The organism is Cytobacillus citreus, assembly GCF_018343665.1.
Taxonomy (GTDB): Bacteria; Bacillota; Bacilli; order Bacillales; family Cytobacillaceae; genus Cytobacillus; species Cytobacillus citreus.
Genome location: NZ_JAGYPM010000007.1, coordinates 131,004 through 152,361, shown reverse-complemented (window position 1 = coordinate 152,361; position 21,358 = coordinate 131,004). Strand labels below are relative to the sequence as shown.

The window sequence follows — 21,358 nt, the reverse complement described above, 5'->3', positions numbered from 1 at the left end:
ATAACGGACTTGCTTTATTGAACTGCATCTCCTGTTTGATGTGGTGAAGTTCATATTAGGCAAGTCCGTTCCAACCATTTTTATTTTACTCTCATATATAGTGGAAGCTCAGTGTGCCCCAATTCCCGTACATATACAAACAAGTTGCCTTTATGATGTATTTCGTGTTCAATTGCTGTTTGCACCATTTGGTGTCCTGTTACATTGATTCCAAATATTTTTGTCATATCGATATCACGATTCAACTCATCCTCTGTCAAGGATTCGAGAAGCTCTTTTGACAATTCTGTGTAATGCTCACCTAATTGGGAAAGATTAAATTCTGGATGCTCTAATTTCTCCATAAAAGGGGATCCATTTCCGACCTTCACCGTTTTAATAAATTTATAAAAAGAAGTATACATATGTGTAACTAGTTTTTCAGTGCTCATTGAAGTTTCAGTTGGTTTATAGGAGTAATTAGACTCTTCGATTTTTTTGACTAATTCATTTGTAACGATACGGTGTGATAAAAAATGCTTTAAAAGCTGACTCATGTAAACGCCTCCTCAAAAAATAAGTTTCTATGATAAATTCCATCACAGATTATATTAATCCTGCAAGGGAAAATATTCAATATTCCAAAATGACTAAATATTTTAATTCCCAAAGATCAATAGGTTTTGTATAATAATGGATATAAAAATGGATTTTGAAGAATGTCAATACGCCTCTAGTCTTATAAAAATTTAAATCTCAAGTGTCTTTATGAATGGAAATTAGTTTGATTAAATGGAAGCAGATGGATATAACACAGGCAAAAAAATCCAATCCGAGAAGTATTTTGCAGGAGGGTTATGTATGGGAGATAGAAAGGTATATCTTCTGCTTACCGATACCGGAACATTGTTTACTAGAATGATAAAATTATATACGAAAGAATGCCTCAATCATGCTTCAATTAGCTTTGATAGCGATTTAACAGAGGTATACAGCTTTGGAAGAAAGCGTCCAAGAAACCCCTTTGTTGGCGGCTTTGTGAAGGAAGATATTCGTTCAGAGCTTTTTAGAAATGCATCTTGCGCGCTTTACGTATTTACAGTTAAGGATAATCAATATAATCAAATGATGAAAACGATAAAAGAAATAGACGATAATCAGCAAATGTATAGATATAACTTAATCGGATTATTTGCTATCGCATTAAATAAACAAATTCCTAGAAAGCATGCATTTTTTTGCTCTCATTTTGTTGCGATGGTTTTAAAGGAAGGAAGGCTCCTTGAAACGAATAAGCATCTATGCATGATAACCCCGCAAGACCTTAAAGAAGCATCCTCTCACAGCCTAATTTACCAAGGAAATTTACACAACTATTTATCATATCGTGAAAAATACCTTGAAGCTCAATAAGGTAAAAAAAAGAACCATCACTGTTTTGATTGAGTGAATGGTTCTTATATTTTTTACAATATAGATAATCTTTTTTAGTCTTCGTTTTTCTTGTCCGCATATCTGCAAAAATAAAGGGGCTTCGGTTTGCTTCAGGATTTCTTTTCCCCTCACGAACAGATTTTTTACGTATTTTTTTAGCTTTGGATTTAGCCAAAGGTATCACTCCTTATTATCGATTTCCTTATCATCATATATCTGGTGAATATAATCGTCAATCTCTATTCATTAAGCGGGAGGGATGACATTCGTTAATAATAAAATGAAAAAGATCAAACCGATAATTAGGAATAGGATGGATGCGAAGACAACATAATTAGGTTGTAATTTAAATTCTTTTCTTTCCGTTTTCAAACCAGTTCTTGCACTTGTCTCACTATCAATAAATTTTGTTATTGTTCCACCGCTGCTGGAAAACCAAATCGTGACTGCAGAAAATGCGACCCCAGCGAAAAACATGATCTCAATAAAGCGGATAGAAAGCAGTGAGGCGAGTAGAAATGTTAACCCGCTTTCGATGATTAATGTAAAAAGGACAATGATCATATTCTTTTTCATAATAAATCCCCCTTTTACTTGTATACGAATCTCTTTCGAATAGGTTTCGGAAAATTTGGTATTTTAATGCTAAAGCACCGTTTTGTAGTGCTATTTCTGCTTTTGGCTATGTTAAACTTCCCTATTGATTTCCGCTGCAAGCACTAATAAATGAAAGAACAGCTAGATTCAAGAGAATCATACATGAAAGCCCAACAAATATACGCAAATATGCAGAAATTGATGAGGCGGCTGTTACCATTCGAAATAGACGATGTCATTCGCGTGATGATTGAAGATAAGGGCAAAGGGTTTGAACTTAATGATGTTGAACGAGGGGTCGGACTTTTTAGTATCGAAGAAAGAGTACGTGCAGCTGGAGGAATCCTTTCCATTCAATCTATAAAAGGGAGAGGAGCAAAAATCATCCTCGAAATTCCATAATAAATACAAATGATTTCAAAAAGCTGCAATAAAATTTGCAGCTTTTTGATTTATTATAGCATTCCAATAAAAACTCCTCCCACTGCTCCTGTTAGAACAATGATCCAAGGTGGCAGCTTCCAGTGAACGAGCATACTGAACAATAAAGAAGCAAATGCAAAATCAACTGGTTCGAAAATTGAACTTGTCCAAATTGGGTGGTAAAAGGCAGCAATTAATATCCCGACTACAGCTGCATTAACCCCCATCAAAGCTCCATTAATCTTTGGATTTTTTCGAAGAATATTCCAAAAAGGTAATGTACCAATTATTAATAAAAAAGCAGGTAAAAAAATAGCAAAAGTTGCTAGTAATCCTCCTTGCCAGCCATTTATGACTGCCCCAATATAAGCTGCAAAGGTAAAGAGAGGTCCTGGCACTGCCTGTGCAGCACCATAGCCAGCTAGGAAGGCTTCCTCACTTATCAAGCCTGATGGAACAAATTCACGTTCAAGCAATGGTAGGACAACATGACCTCCTCCAAATACTAGAGAGCCAGAGCGATAGAAACTGTCAAACATGGCGAGCCAATCAAAGGACAAGCTTCGACTTAAGATTGGCAAAGCAAAAAGCAAGGCGAAGAATAGGATTAAGTTTCCTGCAGCAAAACGCTTTGAAATAGGAAAATGAATTTGATTCTCTTCTTGATCTTTACTATCTTTATAAAGAATAAACCCAATGATTCCAGACAATAAAATGATGCCCACTTGTATAAAAGCCGTTTGCCATAATAAAGCTGCAATAATCGCAAAAAGAGCGATAGCTTTCCTTTTTAAATCTGGTGCGAGCTTTTGTGCCATTCCTAAAATAGCATGTGCAACCACTGCTACAGCAACGATCTTCAATCCATGGATCCAACCTGCATTTGTTATATCCATGCCATCTAAAAGCTGAGCAAATAAAATCAATGCGATGACAGAAGGCATCGTAAAGCCTAGAAAAGCCAATACTCCCCCTATAAAACCACCACGTATGACTCCAATGCCAATCCCGACTTGACTGCTAGCTGGACCAGGCAGAAATTGGCATAAAGCAACTAAATCAGCATAACTTTTTTCATCCAGCCAATTTCGTTTTCGTACATACTCATTGTGAAAATAGCCAAGATGGGCAACGGGTCCTCCAAATGAAGTAAGGCCAAGCCTCATTGAAACAAACAATATTTCTAACAATGATGAAAATTTATTCGTTCGATGCCTATGAATCATTTATCTTCTCCTTTTTTATTTCCCTTTGAATATACTAAGAATAACAAAGATTCTTAGTAATATACGTTAATAAATCTTAAAAATTTCTTTACATTGTAAATTGTATAAATGGTTGCAAATCTTTCCTTTTGGTCTTATAGTAATTAGGCATTTCGTAGAATTCGATTTCAATATTAACTATAATTTTTATAAAGTGGAGTTTGTGATCAATATATGGATTATATAGGAGGGACAAATATGGAAAATAAACTTCCTCAAACAATTGAAGTGATCGATTTATGCCTGCTTGCAGGAAAAATCATGCTTCAATGTGGTGCAGAGACATATCGGGTTGAAGATACTATGACTAGGATTGCTTCTTCATTAGGCATTCCTTCATCACATAGCTATGTAACACCAACAGGAATCATTTTTTCAATTGATGGAACAGAGCCTGCTAAGCTAATTAGAATTTATGAACGTACAACCGATTTATACAAGGTTACAGTAGTTAATGGCATATCGAGGAAAATTAGCAGTGGAGCATTAACTTCTGATGAAGCTTTTAAGAAATTAATGGATATCGAAAAAGCTAACTTCACCTTCCCGTTATACCAACAAATTCTCGCTGCAGCCATTTCTAGCGGCTGCTTCCTAATGATGTTTTTAGGACAATGGAAAGACTTTATTCCTGCTATCATTACAGGTGGAGTGGGATTTATATGCTTCGTATATATTCATAATTTGGTAAAGATCAAATTTTTCGCTGAATTTATGGCATCTGTCGTCATAGGTTTAAGTGCCTATCTATTAGTGTATTTAGGGATAGGGGTTCAACTGGATAAAATTATTATCGGATCAGTCATGCCACTTGTGCCTGGACTTTTAATCACAAACGCGGTAAGAGATCTGATGGCTGGACATTTAGTAGCTGGATTATCAAAAGGGGCGGAGGCATTTTTGACAGCCTGTGCGATTGGGACAGGAATAGCTATTGTTTTTGCTTTCTATTAAAAACTGCATGTTCGTAATTGAATAATGGAGGCTATCGTAAAATGATTGTACATTTAATAACTAGCTTTGTCGCCACAGCCGCTTTTGCCATCCTTTTCAATGCACCTAAAAAAACACTATTTCAATGTGGATTTGTCGGCATGGCAGGGTGGTTTGTCTATATAAGTCTTGTGGAATATGATTATGATGCTGTCTTGGCATCATTTATCGCCGCTTTTTTTATTGCAATAATCAGTCAAATCTTTGCCAAAATGTATAAAACACCTATAATTATTTTCAGTATATCGGGAATTATTCCACTAGTACCGGGTGGGACCGCGTATGATGCTATGCGTCATTTTGTTGAAAATGATTATAATACGGCTATACAGCTTGCTGCAAAGGCATTCATGATATCTGGTGCGATTGCAGTAGGACTTGTTATTTCTGAAGTGTTAAACCAACTCATACTAAAAATAAGACTTAAATAGAATAGAAGAACTTTTCCTAAAGGCTTTGTTAACCAAGAAAAGCAAATCCTTCTTGGTTTTTAAAATTGAAATATTTTTTTATTGAATATTGTTATTTAAGAAGAAATATTTATAATCAATATTGATTGAGTTTACAACTCATCTCTGATGTTTATTAGAAAAGGGGGATGACATTGAAATTACGTGTTTCTGCAGTGCAGTATCATCTGCATACAATTCATTCTTTTGAGGATTTTGCCAAGCAGTGTGAACATTATATTAAAACTGCACAAGAATTTGGTTCAGAATTCGTTTTGTTTCCTGAATTTTTTACGACTCAGCTTTTATCTATAGGAAGTCATCAAGGAAAAAATCTTATCATTAATGAACTTCCTGGTTTTACTGAACAATATCGAAATTTATTTTCTCAATTAGCGAAAGAAACAAATATGCATATTATAGGCGGCACACATGTGATAAATAATAATGGCCGCTTGAATAATGTTGCGCATCTTTTTTATCCAGATGGAAGAATCGCTGAACAGGCGAAATTGCATATGACACCAACAGAGGTTGAAGAATGGAATATGTCACCTGGAGAAGGGCTAGAGGTTTTCGATACTGACAAAGGTCGAATTGCCATTCTCACCTGTTATGATATAGAATTTCCGGAAATCGTTCGGATGGCCAAGGCTAAGGGAGCAGATGTCATTTTCTGTCCATCGTGTACAGATGACCGCCATGGATTTCATCGTGTTCGTTATACTAGCCATGCGCGTGCCATCGAAAATCAAGTGTATGTTGTTGTCACAGGTACAGTTGGCTCCTTGCCGACTGTGGACTTCATGCGAGGCAACTTTGGTCAGGCAGCTGTTATTACGCCAAATGATGTTCCATTCCCACCAAAAGGAATTATGGTGGAAGGGGAGATTAATGATGATATGATCATTACGGCTGACCTTGATTTAAGTCTTTTATACGAAGTTCGGGAAAAAGGATCCGTCACAACTTGGAGAGATCGCCGTGTTGACTTATATTCAGATTGGTCAAATCAGAATACTGAAGAGGTATAACAATGGCTTATAAAAGCGAGTTTTATGCCTATGATCAGGAGAAGCCAATCCCTATTGTCATTCGCAATTATTTGCAATCTGATTTTGATGAGCTGATTCAAATTCAGACTGAATGCTTTCCTCCGCCTTTTCCAGCTGAATTATGGTGGAATAAGAATCAGCTGAAGAATTATGTTACATTATTTCCAGAAGGGGCACTTTGTGTTGAGGTAGAAGGTCAATTAGCAGGCTCCATTACAGGAGTTTGTGTTGATTTTGATCCAGCACTTCCTTCACATAAGTGGGAAGAGATGACGGATAGCGGTTATATTAGAAATCATAATTCACAAGGTAATACTCTGTATATCGTTGATATTAGTGTAAGGCCGAAGTTTCGTAAGCTTGGTCTTGGTCACTATCTGATGCAAGCGATGTATCAGGTTGTCGTTCAGCTTGGACTAGAAAGATTGCTTGGTGGAGGAAGAATGCCAGGGTATGCACAAAAATCAGATAAAATGGCCCCAGTTCAATATGTTGAGTCCGTTATCAAGGGAGTAAGTAAGGACCCTGTTATTACTTTTCTACTTAAATGTGGCAGAACGCCGTTATCCATCATTGAAGACTATATAGACGATGAGGAATCTCATAATTATGCTGTATTGATGGAATGGAAAAATCCATTTAAATAGAGGAAGAGGAGCGAAGAAGCATATGGATTATAGGAGAATAACAAGTATAGAAGATCCATTATTCGTGAAAATGCATGATTTGATGAAAGAAGTTTTTCCTCCGGAAGAAGTTCTAGAATTTGAACTATGGAAGGAGCCATTAGAAGATCCAGGAATTCGCGTTTTTGTTGCTATTCATGATGATGAGGTTGTTGGAGCAACTGAATATAGATATTATCCGGATTGGAATATTGCTATGACAGATTTTACAATCATTGGACGTTCAGGATTGAGCATTGGCCGTTTTTTAGCACAAAATCGTCAAAAGGATTTAGAGGAATTGGCCATTGCTAATGGAAATCAGCTTTTTGGCATGTTCGCCGAAATTTATGATCCATATCAGTTAGACGATCACGAGTTTGGCGGAGTTAAGCCAATGAATCCTTTTGTTCGCCGTGAAGTTCTATCACATCTTGGCTATAAGCGCATTGAATTATCGTATTTACACCCATCTTGGAAAAATGATGGAGAGGGTGTAAAAGGACTTGATTTATGCTTTATGCCAACAGAAGAGAATGTATTAGAAATCCCAGCATCTTTAGTAGCGGAGTTTTTAACTGCCTATTATTCAGTGCTATCTAACAAGCCTCAGGAATGGGTTCAAATGATTGAAGAAATTAATAGTAAAGAAAATATCAGCTTGTTGCCATTATAAAATGGTTCACCCCCGTTAAAATACGGGGGTGAACCAACGTTGCTTTAATTATTTTGCACATATCTTCATCAGATTTTTTATTTAACAAAACAAATAAATTTATCTTTTCATTCCCGTTATTTTTAAAGGCAAACACCTCATAACTGTCCTCACGGATCATCCTTTGATTGATTTTATCACCCAATATTACTCCATCTGATAATTAATTCATTAAAAAATACTGTCTCAATTTTATTTGTTGCCCTGTTTTCTACTTAAATTACCAATAATTATAATCATAATCCTAAGTAAAAAAGAAATAATAGCTATTGTAAGTTATTTTTCAAAAGGAAAGAGGGAAGAGTAATGACAGTAAGTACAGAAATCCAACAGACGATTGCCGGGTTGAAAAATGCACAGGCCAGCTTTGAAACATTTGCATTGGCTACTGATAATCAACAGGCAAAGCAATTATATAACAATGCTGCACAGCAAACGCAATCGATTATTGACAGTGTAGAACCACGTTTGCAGCAAATCCAACAAGAGGAACCACAATACAAACAATAGCTTTAATTTGGTTGGCTTTTAGCCAACCTTTTCAACATTTTTAGATTGGAGTAAAAATCATGACTGTTATTTCTAATGTAAAACAAAGCTTATCTACGATCAAAGGAATTGAATCTCAACTTTCAATTTTGGCGTTAAATTCACAAGATCCTGAGGCACAAAAAACCTTTCATGAAATAATGAATATGATGAATGATATTAAAAAAGATCTTCAAGTTCGCGTGAATGAAATGATGTTAGAAGAACCGCAATATAAGGGATCTTAAGAATAAGAGGTGATAAAATGTCCGATTGGAGCCAGATTATTGTCCGTTCGTTTATATTCCTTTTTGTTTTATTTATAATGACTAAAATATTAGGAAAGAAGCAAATTTCTCAAATTTCCTTTTTTGAATATGTTTCTGGAATCACAATTGGCAGTATTGCAGGCGAAGTAATTATGGGGCTAGATGGAAATATCGGGCATGGTATTCTGGCGATTGGTATTTTTGGTTTAGTCACTCTTTCCGTTGGTTTCATTTCATTAAAAAGCAATTCATTTCGTGATTTTGTTGAAGGAAAAGGGACAATTTTTATAAAAGACGGAAAAATTATGGAAGACAATTTAAAAAAGGAAAAATACTCTACTGATGAGCTTACGACATTGCTTAGGCAGAAAGATGTTTTTAATTTAGCTGATGTCGAATTTGCTGTTTTAGAACCTACTGGTGATATAAGTATTTTGTTAAAAAAGGAGAATAGACCAATAACGCCTAAAGATCTAAACGTTAAGGTCGCGAATGATAAAGTTCCGCAAACCGTTATTCGTGACGGACAGATTGTATACGATTCTCTTGCATCCGCTGGGAAATCGCTTAAATGGCTGACAGATGAAATAGATAAGCTAGAGGTTACAATGGATAATGTGTTTTATGGGCAAGTGGATTCATATGGAGATTTAACGGTTGATCTTTACGATGATAAAATGAAGCAGCCAACACCTCAAACAAGGCCGCTTTTAATGGCAATGCTCAAAAAATGCCAAGCAGATATGGAAATCTTTGAATTAGAAACTGAATCTGAAAGTGCAAAGAATATGTATAAAAAGAATGCAAAAAAGCTTAATGATGCAATCAATACTTTGAGTCCATATTTAAGTAATTAATAACTACATAAATCAAAAACGAAAAGGTGAGAGGTCCTAACCGTAAAAAAATGATAAAAACCCCAGCCATTACTGGCTAGGGGTTCACAGAAGGAGATTTTAATATAACGAATTTTGGTCATCAACCATCCATTGCCATAGTTGGTCATTGGTTACTTGTAACAGTGTGAATAGTAATTGGCTATTGGTTTGCCAATTGCCATTTTGATAGTACTTACAATGTGCTCCTTGGTTCTCCTTCTATGCCTTGAAGGGGAGTCTCACCACTTCAAGGTTTAGAAATATTTCTCACTGTCGAAATCTAATTCGACACTATAATTTTTTGCATTAATTAAATTAGACAAGCGGTTTGCTAATAATAAAATGTTAAAAGGCAATCGCTAATACACTTTTACTTCTAAAAGTAAAAGTTCCCTTGACAAATTATAACAGTAAAAATATAATGTAAATATGACAGTCAGTACTGACAACCAATTGGGAAGGGTGAGGGAGTATAAGTATTAATAATAATTTAAGCAACGATGATAAACTGTTGCTAGCAGCGATTGATCTAATGGCAGAGAAAGGCTACAATGGTGTGTCTACCCAAGAAATCGCTAACACAGCAGGTTTGAGTGAAAAAACGCTGTTTCGCCGATTTGGAAGCAAACAAAACCTTCTTGAAAAGGCATTTGATCGTTTTCATTATGCAGAAGAGTTTACAAAACTTTTTAACGAGAAAATCGTATGGGATTTGCAAACGGATTTACTTCTTATTAGTCGAACATACCATGATATTATGAATCGTAACAGGAAAATGATTATGATCAGCATTAAAGAGGAAGGTAATTTACCCGGGTTTAGAGAAAGAACGCAAAAACACCCTCGACAGTTAATGGATATTCTGATCAATTATTTTAAAGCTATGTACGAAAAAGGAAAGCTGATTCGAACAGACCCTAAGGTACAGGCATTATCATTCATGATGATGAATTACGGAGCCTTTATGAACAATTTGGATTCCCATGATAACTTTCTTAACGTGTCTTTAGACACATTTATAATAGAGAGTGTGCAAACATTTACTAGGGCTTTAGCTCCCTAGTATTTTAAAAAGGGAGGGTTCAGTCAGTACCGACACCCACTAATAAATTTCATTGAATACACAAATGAAATGGTAACTTTGCTTTTTCATTTAATACAATACAGGAGGAATAAATAATGGAAAAATTAAACATTGGCATTATTTTAGGGAGTACACGTCAGGGACGTGTAAGTCCACAAGTTGGAAAATGGGTGAAAGAAATTGCTGATAAACGAGGAGATGCAAATTATGAAATTGTGGATATAGCAGAATTTAAATTACCATTTTTTGGTGAAGGTACTGGTAAAGAGTTTGGATTAATTGCTTGGTCTGAAAAAATTTCAAGTTTAGATGGATTCGTGTTTATTGTACAAGAATATAATCATAGTATTACAGGTTCGTTAAAAAATGCACTTGATTCCGTTCGAGATGAATGGAACAACAAGGCAGCGGGTATCGTAAGTTATGGTTCAACTGGTGGGGCTCGTGCAGCTGAACATTTGCGTGGAATCTTAGGCGAATTACTAGTTGCAGACGTTCGCGTACATCCAACATTATCAATATTTACAGATTTTAAAAATTTTACAACATTTAAGCCGGCTGATTTACACCTTATTAATGTCAATGCTATGTTAGATCAAACAATTGCATGGAGTGGTGCATTAAAAAATTTACGATAGATTTGATTGATTTGTTTCTTAAACTTCCCAGGGTTTTTAATGAAATTTGGTCAGTCAGTGCTGACACCCCGTCCAAACGGTACCATCCGTTTGGTCTTAGCTTTCCTTCTAAAAAAGCACTGTACGGCTCCCATATTGGAATCATGGTTCAAGGGGTGGAGTTTAATGGAAAAAAATATTCAGATGCACGCAGGCAAGAAATTAATCCGTGTACTAATGTTCACACTTGTCATTTCATCGATGAGTGTATTGATGTTTAACTTTGTACTGCCAGAGATCAGTAAAGAGTTTGAGCTTACCACCTCACAAGTAAGCTGGGTTACTTCATCGTATTCCTTGATTTATGGGATAGGGACGGTTATTTATGGGAAACTCGCTGATCGTTTCCAGCTTAAAAATTTGCTAACTATTGGATTACTATTTTTTGCTTTTGGTTCATTAATTGGTCTCGCTTCCAACACATTCTGGATGGTTCTTGTTGCAAGGTGCTTGCAGTCAGTAGGTGCTGCTGCTATTCCAGCAACGGCTATGCTTATCCCATTACGTTATTTTCCTCCTGAGCAGAGAGGTTCTGCCATGGGTACGGTGTTTGTAGGATTGGCTATAGGGAGTGCCCTAGGTCCAGTCATTTCAGCATTAATTGTAAGTGTTGCAAATTGGCGCTGGTTATTTTGTATCCCTCTCTTTAGCTTACTCACGTTACCTTTTTACCGTCAATATTTACAGAATGAAGAGGGTCAGCGGTCAGGACAATTTGATTGGATAGGAGGTATTTTACTAGCTACTACAATAACCTTTCTACTTCTGGGGATTACAAATGAATCGTGGTTGTTTTCTATTTTCGGATTGCTTGCCCTAGTACTTTTCCTAATACGAATTCGTTCCGTTTCTGAACCGTTTGTTCAACCGGAACTCTTTAAGAATAATAACTATACCTTAGGTCTATTAATCGCTTTTCTTATAAGTGGAATTGGTTTTTCCCTTCAGTTTTTAAGTCCCTTGCTTTTGGCTCAAGTACAACAGTTGCAGCCTGGCTGGGTAGGTTTTGCAATGGTTCCTGCTGCAGTAGCTTCAGCAGTTCTTGGAAGAATGGGTGGTAAGCTAGCAGACTTTAGAGGAAATTCGTATTTATTTTTTGTTGCATCTGGATTGCTATTGGCATGTTTTATTTTGCTATCAACCTTTACTGGAGTATCCCCTGTACTTATTGCTATCTTTTTGATCTTCGGTAATGTAGGGCAAACCTTTATAATGATAGCTTTGTCAAATTCAGTTTCCATAACTTTAAAAAAGGAACAGCAAGGAGTTGGGATGGGACTATTCTCTATGGTGAATTTCATAGCAGGAGGGGTTGCTTCAGGTGTTTATGGTAAGTTGGTTGATCTTGGCTCTAATGTGCTTTGGAATCCATTAAATGTTACTCCTAATGGTTCCATTTATAGCAATATATATTTAGTTCTTATTGCTTTGCTTATAGGTATTCTGCTGTTTTCCTATTTTCAGCTTGCGAGATCAAAAGAAAAAAGCAAAATAAAAATATGACGTTTTCAGAAGGAGTTGTTTATGAAAACATGGGAAGAATACTTTAATAATAATCAAGAAATTACTATTAAGAGCCTAGTAAATAAACCAATTTATACAACAGCAATAGAGGTTAGCATTTAAAGGATAATCATGTCCGTCGATATTTAAATAAGTTAACATTAAACTGCCAATTATTTTATGCTTAAACTGGCTGTTTTTCTTTTTAAATTATCTTAACTTACAAAATATGCTTTTTTTGCTTAGGGCCCCTTTCTAAAAAAATGTATGAAATTAGCGTTTTTGTTCCGAATCCAACATAATAAATTAAAAAAGTCGATTCCTTATCGTACAGAGGAAACGGCTTTTTTAGGTTGAAATCGACTTAGCGTATAATATCTGCGTTTTATAGTGAAGTTTATACATGCCTTATCAATTTTTGCTGTGTAAATATTATTCACTTTTGAGAGAGATCATGATTAACTTGTCTGAAAAATTCCGATTATGTATTTTTATTGTGAAATTGGAAGTGGATGGAACTAATTGAAATGCTTTTGTAATATAACTAAAATAGTCCTGTTAAATTAGGATGTTATAATTCTCGTTGAAGGAAACTAGATAAAGTGTTTCTATATACATAATCATAACTTAAGACAGAAAAGTTTATTCGAGATAAATATGCCAAAGATCATCTAGATCTATTCACATTCGGAAGGTAGGAAATGGAATGAAAAAGAAACTTGTAATCTTAAACACAACATTAATAATGGGTCTTAGTAGTGCATTTGTAATTCCGTCAGTTGATGCAGCATCTTTACATAATCAAAATGCAGAATTACAGAATCAAAGATCAGATGTTCAAACTAATCTTTCAAAAGCAGATCAAGAATTGTCAGCTGTGCTTGAAGAATTAGTTACATTACAAGCACAAAAAGATCGAGTAAATCAAGCTATTGCTGATAATAACAATTTGATAGCAAAAACAGAAAAAGATATCGTTAGCACAAAAGCAGAAGTTGAACAATTAAAAGCAGAGTTGGCCGAAATTCAAGAGAGAATTGATAAACGTAATGAAATTTTGAAAGAACGTGCTATTTCTTACCAACAGAATGGAAATAGTTCAATTGGGTATGTAGAAGTACTCCTTGGGTCAACTAGCTTCAGTGATTTCATTGAGAGAGCTGGGGCCGTAACAAAAATTGCTGAAGCTGACCGAGACATTTTAGCTCAGCATGATGCTGATAAAAAAACATTAGAAGAAAAGAAGACAACTATTGAAAAGAAGCTTTCAGATTTAGAAAATATGAAAACTGAATTAGTTGGCATGAGTTCTCTAATGGAAGAGCAAAAGCAAAAAAATAATGAGCTAGAAAATGAGCTTAAACAAAAAGAAAAAGAGGTAACAGATTTAAAGGCAAATCTAAAAATTCAAGATAGTGAACTAGCATCTAAACAAAATGAAATCCAAAAAGGAATGGAAGCTAGTAAAAATATTCCAGTAAGTCAGGATTCATCAACTCCTTCTGTTTCTAATTCATCAGCAGGAAACAAGGATTCAAATAATAATAATAATAATAATAATAATAATAATAATAATAATAATAAACCAATTAAAGAAAACAATAAACCAATTAAAGAAAACAATAAACCAATTAAAGAAAACAATAAACCTGCAACAGGAAACGTTAATACAGTTATTTCAGCAGGTTACAAATACATTGGTAATTCAGTATATGTTTTTGGCGGAGGAAGGACTCAAAGTGACATTGATAATGGCAGATTTGACTGCTCAGGCTTCGTTTCATGGGCTTATTCCCAAGCTGGAGTTACTTTACCAGCGTATACAGAGTCATTAAAAAATGCTGGACGACAAGTTCCTTCGAGTGATATGCAACCAGGCGATCTTGTATTCTTTGACACGTATAAAAAGGATGGACATGTTGGAATATACATTGGCGGTGGAAAATTCATCGGCTCTCAAAGCTCAACTGGTGTAGCGATCGCTAATATGAGTAGTGGATATTGGAAAGATAAATTTAATGGACGTGTAGTAAGGATCTTCTAAATAAATTAGAAACTTATCGTATGAAGTTTAAATATACTCACTGCTAGGAAGAACACATATGAAAATCATGGTGTTTTCCTGAAGGACGTTGAGAACGCTAAGTTATTCTATTATACAGCTGGCCACAAAAATTCTGTGGTCAGTTTTTTTATTTATAATTTTATCTAATAATTTTGATTTTTTCATAAATTCTAAATATTAATTGAAGTTTCATTGTTGGAGTGGTTTAATAATTAATAATAGAAGGGATTAGGATTGCGAAATATTAAAAACGATGTTTCTTAATAAGAAACATCAAGGGGAGCTGGTTATGAATACTTTAGAACTATTAAATGATTTAACTTCGTATTTAGCAGAAAGGAATTTACGTGTAGAAAATGGTTCAAACCATTCGTTAGGAAATAGTGGCATTGTGAATGTATATCCTAAAACAGAAGAAGGCATCTCATTAGTGTTAAAGTATGCAACTGATCATAAATTAACCATTTCAATTATGGGGAGAGGCACAAAAAGAGGATTCGGAGGTTTAAATGAAACAAGTGATATATTACTGTCCTTAGAAGATTATAAAGGAGTGGTAGAGCATACGGTTGGTGACATGACGCTAACCGTTAAAGCAGGGACGACTTTTCAGGAGATTCAAGATTATTTGGATGATACAAATCAAAGGATTGCCCTTGACCCGTTTAATCCATTTGAAGCAACAATTGGGGGGATTCTCGGTGCAAATGATAGCGGTCCAAAAAGATTTAAATATGGTTCAAGCAGAGATTCAGTCATTGGCCTACGTATTTTGTATCCTGATGGCTCAGTCATTCGTACTGGAGGAAAGGTAGTAAAAAATGTTGCTGGCTATGATATGAACAAGCTCTTCATCGGTTCCATGGGCACACTCGGTGTGATATCTGAAGTGACGTTTAAGCTTCGTCCACTTGCCAAGTATGAATCTCTTGTTCTCCTATCTTTTCCAGAAGGAAACATGGATAACATCAAATTATGTGCAAAAAAGGTTCTAGATTCTGTACTCGAGCCGGTTTGCATGGAATTGCTAAGTCCTTCATTATCAGATAGGCTCTTCCATCGAAATGATTATATATTAGCCGTTAGTTTTGAGGATGTGGAAAGCTCAGTTCATTATCAAATAAAGCTCTTAAAGGATATTATGCCAGCAAATACAGTGTGTAATATTCTTTCAAAGGAGGATGCTCAAGTCTTTTGGGAAAAGTTCTATCAGATTACTCCAGCTAGCACAAGTTCTGGGAATAATGCTGAAACGATTGCGGCATTAAAAATTGGTGTCGTGAATTTTGATGTTTTGAAGGTCATAAAGAAGGCTGACTTACTTCAAGATGTAAATAATATTAAAATTGAAGCACATGGCGGTTTAGGTCACGGCCTATGTCAGTTGATTATTACAGGAGCAAAAGAAGATATCCTATCCGCAATTGAAAAAATTAGAAAAATTGTGCTGGGATTAGAAGGCTATGTGATTGTGAAACATTTGCCATTTACCATACGCAAGGACATAAATGTATGGGGAGAAAAACCGCCCCATTTTTTCTTGCTGGAAGGTATTAAATCAAAGATAGATCCTAATAGAATTTTGAACCCGAGCCGTTTTGTAGGAGGGATATAAGGTTGAGTGTTACAGGAACAGAATTTAGCGAAAGCCGGCCTTGTCAAACCAGACTGGGAAATTATTTATGGAAAGAGCTGCCTGATGAGAATAAATGGGCTGATTGTGTTCACTGTGGCATGTGTTTGGAATCATGTCCAACATATGAACAAACTGGTCAAGAGCAGCATTCTCCACGAGGGCGAGTTTACTTAATTAAAGCAGTAGCTGAGGGTAAGCTTGAAGTAAATGAACAATTCATGGATCCTGTATTTGCTTGCTTAGATTGTCGTGCTTGTACGACAGCTTGTCCTGCAGACGTTGATGTTGGCGGACTGATTGAAGAGGCGAGGGGACAAATCCGTCAGGCCATCCCGCTTAAAGGATGGCAGGGAAGTCTAAGCAAATTTTTCTTGCATTGGCTATTTCCACATCCTTCGCGTTTACAATCTCTAGGCGGATTGTTGGAATTTTACCAAAAGAGCGGATTGCAGAAGGTAGTAAGGAAAACTAAGCTTATTCATGTTATGCCCGAGCACCTGGTTGAAATGGAAGGAATTATGCCAGAAGTAAAAACATCTATGCGCAAAAAGTATAAAGATCAACAGGTGATCAAGGCGCGAGGAGAAACCAAGCGGGAAGTCGCCATGTTAACAGGCTGTATTATGGATGTCATGTTCAGTGATATTAATGAATCGACTATAAATGTGTTAACAAGGAATGGAAATGATGTAAGGATACCAGAGGGGCAAACATGCTGTGGGGCTTTACATGTGCATGCAGGGGATCGTGAAATGGGTAGAAAGCTTGCAAAGCAAAATATTCAAGCATTTGAAAACTTTGAAACGGTAATTGTTAATGCTGCTGGCTGTGGTTGTATGATGAAGGAATACGCACAATTATTTCGTAATGAACAAGAGTGGCTTGAAAGAGCAGAGATATTTTCCAACAAGGTTGTTGATATATCAAAACATCTCCATGAAACAGGTTATGAGAAACCAAAAGCTGAACTAAAAACAAGAATTACCTACCATGATGCCTGTCATCTTTCACACGGTCAAGGAGTGCGTATAGAGCCCCGTGAAATATTACTTGATATTCCTGGCGTGGAAATGGTTCACATGCCGAATGCAGATCGCTGCTGTGGAAGTGCGGGAATATATAATATAACGAATCCAGAAATGGCTCAAGCCGTTCTTCAAAGTAAAATGGAGAATGTGCCAGAGGATGTTGATATGATTTCAATGGGGAATCCAGGATGTATGCTACAAATGGCAATAGGCGTACAAAAATATGGAAGAAATCAAAGGATTGTTCATACTGTCCAGCTTCTTGATTGGGCCTATCAAAAAGAGTCGGAAGTCAGGGAGGGTTAAGTAAATTGAAAGTGAAGATAAAATCAAATGACGGACACATACAAAAATTAGCAGAAATAGTTGGCGGTACACGTTCCATTCTTTATAACAAAGAAGACTTAATCGCTTATGATTGCGATGGCTTTACGCTTCATAATCATTTACCCAAAGCTGTGGTCTTTCCAAATGATACAAATGAAGTCGCGCAGATCGTTAAATATTGTTCCGAAAATAAACTGCCATTTCTTGCACGCGGTGCAGGAACAGGTTTGAGCGGTGGGGCAATCCCGATAAATGGTGAAGTGATTATTAGCCTTGTACGCATGAAGCGTTTAATAAGCGTTGACTTTGAAAACAGAAGAGCGGTAGTAGAACCTGGTTTTGTGAATTTAAAATTGACAAATGCTATTTCTGATAAAGGCTATTATTATGCACCAGATCCTTCAAGCCAGTATTGCTGTACAATAGGTGGAAATGTTGCCGAAAATGCTGGTGGTGCACACTGTTTAAAATATGGTGTTACGACCAACCATATTCTCGGTCTTGAGGTCGTTTTGCCAAATGGTGACATCATTGAAATTGGGAAAAATGGGATACTAGATGAGCCAGGCTATGACCTCCTTGGTTTATTAACAGGATCAGAGGGTACGTTAGGAATCGTAACAAAGATAACAGTCCGAATATTAAAGAATCCTGAAGGAAAACAAACAGTTCTTGCGTATTTTGATAAAGTTGAGGAAGGAAGCAGGGCTGTTTCTGAAATTATTTCTTCTGGTATTGTACCTGCAGCCCTAGAAATGATGGATAAGGTTGCGATTGAAGGAGTGGAAGCGGCAGCCTTTCCGGTTGGACATCCAAAAGATATTGAAGCCGTTTTGCTTATTGAGGTAGATGGAATTGCTGCTGGTATTGATGAACAAATCAATCAAATACTTGAAGTATGCAGGAAGTGCCATGTACGCAAAGTTCGTGCTGCAAAGGATGAACATGAAAGAGAACAATGGTGGGCTAATCGAAAAACGGGCTTTGGAGCAATGGGTGCGATATCACCTGATTATTTAGTTCAAGACGGTGTCATACCTAGGAGTACGCTCCCAGAAGTATTGGAAAGAATTAAGCAAATCAGTGAGGAATCAGGGTTAAGAATTGCAAATATTTTTCATGCTGGAGATGGCAATCTCCACCCGCTAGTCCTTTTTGATGCCAGGAAGCAAGGTGAAATTGAAAAGGCACTTGAAGCAGGAAGTGCGTGTTTAAAGGTATGTGCAGATGTAGGTGGAACGATTACAGGTGAACATGGAGTTGGCATAGAGAAAAGGGAAGAAATGCGTTTCGTATTCAATGATGAAGAAATTATCGCACAGACAAATATACGTGAAGTCTTCAATCCTCATAATCTATTAAATGCAGGGAAGCTATTTCCGACACCAGGAAGATGCGTTGAAATAAAGAAAGAAATAAAGGATGCATTATTGAAGTCATAATTGTTTTATTAATTTTTTGAATATTATTGAAATATAAGATTGATTATGTTACCCTTTTTTTAACGATAGAATGAAACAGTGTTTTGTAATACCAAACAAAGAGATAAAGAAGATATAAGAAATATTTCAAAGGAGGCTACAAAATGTCGGCATATAAACAAGTAGGGAATTTGAAAGTATCTAGTGAGCTTTATGAGTTTATTAATCATGAGGTTCTTCCAGGAAGTGAAGTAAGCCAAGAGAAGTTTTGGAATGGTTTTGAGGAAATTATTCATGATTTATCACCGAAAAATAAAGAATTACTTGCTGTAAGGGATGAGCTCCAAAGAAAAATTAATACATGGCATCTAGAGAATAAAAATTTTGATCATGCGAGCTATAAAGCATTTTTGATGGAAATCGGCTATCTTGAAAATGAAGTCGAGGATTTTAGCATATTAACTGAAAATGTAGATGATGAAATTGCGATTCAGGCTGGTCCACAGCTCGTTGTGCCTGTTAATAATGCTCGTTATGCTCTAAATGCTGCGAATGCTCGCTGGGGTAGCCTCTATGACGCTTTATATGGAACGGATGTAATCAGTGAAGAAGATGGTGCCCATAGGAAAGGAGCCTATAATCCTGTTCGTGGTGACAAGGTCATTGCCTTTGCAAGAACTTTTCTAGATGAAGCAATGCCATTAATGAAAGGGTCGCATAAAGATGCAAAAATGTACCGAATTAAAGACGGAAAATTATCTGTTACTCTCGACAATGACTATGAGATTGGATTGGTTGATGAAGATAAATTAGCAGGATACCAGGGAGAACAAGATCATCCATATGCCATTTTGTTAAAAAACAATGGACTTCATTTTGAAATTCAAATTGATCGTACACATCCAATTGGGCAAACAGATGAAGCGGGAGTGAAGGATATTCTTGTTGAGGCAGCGCTGACAACGATCATGGATTGTGAAGACTCAGTTGCTGCCGTCGATGCAGAAGATAAAGTTTTTGTTTATCGTAATTGGCTAGGCTTAATGAAAGGGGATTTAACAGCCTCATTCAATAAAGGAAATAAAACGATTACTCGAACGCTCGATGCCGACCGAAGCTATTTATCGCCTAAAGGTGAGCCTTTTACTCTTTCAGGGAGATCGTTAATGTTTGTCAGAAATGTTGGACATTTAATGTCAAACAATGCGATTCTAGATAAGAATGGAGAAGAAATCCAAGAAGGAATATTGGATACAGTTGTTACTAGTTTAATTGCAAAGCATTCTTTACTTGGAAATACAGCCTTTCGGAATTCAACAAAAGGGTCCATTTATATCGTCAAACCAAAAATGCATGGATCAAAGGAAGTTGCATTTGCTAACGGATTATTTAATCGTGTGGAAGATTTAATTGAATTAAAGAGAAATACAATAAAAATTGGCGTAATGGATGAAGAACGCCGTACCTCTTTGAATTTAAAGGGATGCATTCGTGAGGTAAAGGAGCGGATTGCCTTTATAAATACAGGTTTCCTAGATCGCACAGGAGATGAAATCCACACATCAATGGAAGCAGGATCTATGATTCGCAAGAACGATATGAAGGCAACTGCGTGGCTTTCTGCATATGAAAGATCAAATGTCAATAACGGTTTAGCGACTGGATTTCAAGGTCGAGCACAAATTGGAAAAGGAATGTGGGCAATGCCTGACATGATGGCAGAAATGGTAAAGCAAAAAATTGGCCACCTTCAGGCTGGTGCAAATACAGCATGGGTTCCATCACCTACTGCAGCAACACTTCATGCTCTTCATTATCATAAGGTTGAAGTGAAAAATGTCCAATTTCAACTGCTTGAAGGCATAAAAGATTTAAGAGATGAGATTTTAGAAGTACCAGTAGCTGTTCAGCCAGAATGGAAGCAAGAGGAAATCCAGCAGGAGCTTGATAATAATGCGCAAGGTATTCTTGGCTACGTTGTTCGTTGGGTAGATCAAGGAATAGGCTGTTCAAAAGTTCCAGACATCAATAATATAGGTCTAATGGAGGACCGTGCTACATTAAGAATTTCAAGTCAGCATGTAGCAAACTGGCTGCATCATGGAATTTGTACGAAGGAACAAGTAGAAGAGACATTGAAGCGAATGGCAAAAGTAGTTGATGAGCAAAATGCTAACGATCCTGCTTACCATCCAATGGCCAAAGACTTCAATAACTCTGTTGCTTTTCAAGCTGCATGTGACCTCATTTTTAAAGGCTATAATCAGCCAAATGGCTATACGGAGCCAATATTGCACCGCAGACGATTAGAAGCAAAAGCGAAGTTTGCTGTTAAACAATAATCGTTTTAAAGATACAATATTCAAC

General features: G+C 36.3%; 22 protein-coding genes. 18 read left to right on the top strand and 4 right to left on the bottom strand.

What is annotated here, in order from left to right; translation table 11 throughout:
- Positions 1–80: 80 nt before the first annotated feature.
- Positions 81–536 (bottom strand): DinB family protein, encoded by a 456-nt coding sequence (locus tag KHA94_RS23150; protein WP_213104457.1) that lies wholly within the window; start codon positions 534–536, stop codon positions 81–83.
- A 304-nt stretch (positions 537–840) separates the two neighbouring features.
- On the opposite strand from KHA94_RS23150, the gene KHA94_RS23145 reads away from it, so the two are divergent.
- Positions 841–1,392 carry a hypothetical protein gene (locus tag KHA94_RS23145; protein WP_213104456.1) on the top strand — a complete coding sequence of 184 codons (552 nt, stop codon included), beginning with the start codon at positions 841–843 and terminating at the stop codon, positions 1,390–1,392.
- A gap of 267 nt (positions 1,393–1,659) precedes the next feature.
- On the opposite strand, the gene KHA94_RS23140 is transcribed toward KHA94_RS23145, so the two are convergent.
- The gene (locus KHA94_RS23140) at positions 1,660–1,989 is read right to left on the bottom strand and encodes a hypothetical protein (protein WP_213104455.1); all 330 of its coding nucleotides are present in this window, start codon (positions 1,987–1,989) and stop codon (positions 1,660–1,662) included.
- 183 nt (positions 1,990–2,172) lie between these two features.
- Between KHA94_RS23140 and KHA94_RS23135 the strand changes: the two genes are divergently transcribed.
- A complete protein-coding gene (locus KHA94_RS23135; protein ID WP_213104454.1) occupies positions 2,173–2,412 on the top strand; it encodes a sensor histidine kinase in 240 nt (79 codons plus the stop codon).
- Positions 2,413–2,465: 53 nt separating this feature from the next.
- Here KHA94_RS23135 and chrA read toward each other — a convergent pair whose 3' ends face one another.
- Positions 2,466–3,659, bottom strand: a complete 1,194-nt coding sequence (gene chrA / locus KHA94_RS23130; protein ID WP_213104453.1) for a chromate efflux transporter — start codon at positions 3,657–3,659, stop codon at positions 2,466–2,468.
- A gap of 237 nt (positions 3,660–3,896) precedes the next feature.
- Here chrA and KHA94_RS23125 point away from each other — a divergent pair, with 237 nt between their 5' ends.
- From KHA94_RS23125 to KHA94_RS23105, 5 genes are all read left to right on the top strand, one after another.
- On the top strand, positions 3,897–4,652 hold the full coding sequence (locus KHA94_RS23125; RefSeq protein WP_213104452.1) for a threonine/serine exporter family protein: 756 nt from the start codon (positions 3,897–3,899) through the stop codon (positions 4,650–4,652).
- Positions 4,653–4,693: 41 nt separating this feature from the next.
- On the top strand, positions 4,694–5,122 hold the full coding sequence (locus KHA94_RS23120) for a threonine/serine exporter family protein (protein WP_213104451.1): 429 nt from the start codon (positions 4,694–4,696) through the stop codon (positions 5,120–5,122).
- Positions 5,123–5,295: 173 nt separating this feature from the next.
- A complete protein-coding gene (locus tag KHA94_RS23115; RefSeq protein ID WP_213104450.1) occupies positions 5,296–6,174 on the top strand; it encodes a carbon-nitrogen hydrolase family protein in 879 nt (292 codons plus the stop codon).
- Positions 6,175–6,176: 2 nt separating this feature from the next.
- Complete coding sequence (locus KHA94_RS23110; RefSeq protein WP_213104449.1) at positions 6,177–6,842, top strand: GNAT family N-acetyltransferase; 666 nt, start codon at positions 6,177–6,179, stop codon at positions 6,840–6,842.
- Between the two features lie 22 nt (positions 6,843–6,864).
- Positions 6,865–7,536, top strand: a complete 672-nt coding sequence (locus KHA94_RS23105; protein ID WP_213104448.1) for a GNAT family protein — start codon at positions 6,865–6,867, stop codon at positions 7,534–7,536.
- On the opposite strand, the gene KHA94_RS23100 is transcribed toward KHA94_RS23105, so the two are convergent.
- A complete protein-coding gene (locus KHA94_RS23100; RefSeq protein WP_213104447.1) occupies positions 7,517–7,720 on the bottom strand; it encodes a hypothetical protein in 204 nt (67 codons plus the stop codon). The genes KHA94_RS23105 and KHA94_RS23100 overlap by 20 nt on opposite strands.
- 161 nt (positions 7,721–7,881) lie before the next feature.
- Here KHA94_RS23100 and KHA94_RS23095 point away from each other — a divergent pair, with 161 nt between their 5' ends.
- The 11 genes from KHA94_RS23095 (at position 7,882) to KHA94_RS23045 (ending at position 21,333) form a co-directional block, all read left to right on the top strand.
- Positions 7,882–8,085, top strand: a complete 204-nt coding sequence (locus KHA94_RS23095) for a DUF1657 domain-containing protein (RefSeq protein WP_213104446.1) — start codon at positions 7,882–7,884, stop codon at positions 8,083–8,085.
- A 59-nt stretch (positions 8,086–8,144) separates the two neighbouring features.
- A complete protein-coding gene (locus tag KHA94_RS23090) occupies positions 8,145–8,351 on the top strand; it encodes a DUF1657 domain-containing protein (RefSeq protein WP_213104445.1) in 207 nt (68 codons plus the stop codon).
- Between the two features lie 17 nt (positions 8,352–8,368).
- Positions 8,369–9,229, top strand: a complete 861-nt coding sequence (locus KHA94_RS23085; RefSeq protein ID WP_213104444.1) for a DUF421 domain-containing protein — start codon at positions 8,369–8,371, stop codon at positions 9,227–9,229.
- Positions 9,230–9,761: 532 nt separating this feature from the next.
- A complete protein-coding gene (locus tag KHA94_RS23080; protein WP_275950930.1) occupies positions 9,762–10,313 on the top strand; it encodes a TetR/AcrR family transcriptional regulator in 552 nt (183 codons plus the stop codon).
- A gap of 116 nt (positions 10,314–10,429) precedes the next feature.
- A complete protein-coding gene (locus tag KHA94_RS23075; RefSeq protein ID WP_213104443.1) occupies positions 10,430–10,972 on the top strand; it encodes an NADPH-dependent FMN reductase in 543 nt (180 codons plus the stop codon).
- A gap of 165 nt (positions 10,973–11,137) precedes the next feature.
- Entirely contained in the window at positions 11,138–12,514 is a 1,377-nt protein-coding gene (locus KHA94_RS23070; protein WP_213104442.1) for an MFS transporter, read from the top strand.
- A 706-nt stretch (positions 12,515–13,220) separates the two neighbouring features.
- Positions 13,221–14,558 (top strand): C40 family peptidase, encoded by a 1,338-nt coding sequence (locus KHA94_RS23065; protein ID WP_213104441.1) that lies wholly within the window; start codon positions 13,221–13,223, stop codon positions 14,556–14,558.
- Positions 14,559–14,868: 310 nt separating this feature from the next.
- Entirely contained in the window at positions 14,869–16,194 is a 1,326-nt protein-coding gene (locus tag KHA94_RS23060) for an FAD-binding oxidoreductase (protein ID WP_213104440.1), read from the top strand.
- 2 nt (positions 16,195–16,196) lie between these two features.
- Positions 16,197–17,549: a (Fe-S)-binding protein gene (locus tag KHA94_RS23055; RefSeq protein ID WP_213104439.1), complete on the top strand. Its 1,353-nt coding sequence runs from the start codon at positions 16,197–16,199 to the stop codon at positions 17,547–17,549.
- 11 nt (positions 17,550–17,560) lie between these two features.
- On the top strand, positions 17,561–19,012 hold the full coding sequence (locus KHA94_RS23050) for an FAD-binding oxidoreductase (RefSeq protein ID WP_420828189.1): 1,452 nt from the start codon (positions 17,561–17,563) through the stop codon (positions 19,010–19,012).
- Between the two features lie 143 nt (positions 19,013–19,155).
- Positions 19,156–21,333 (top strand): malate synthase G, encoded by a 2,178-nt coding sequence (locus KHA94_RS23045; RefSeq protein WP_213104437.1) that lies wholly within the window; start codon positions 19,156–19,158, stop codon positions 21,331–21,333.
- The last annotated feature ends 25 nt before the right edge of the window (positions 21,334–21,358 follow it).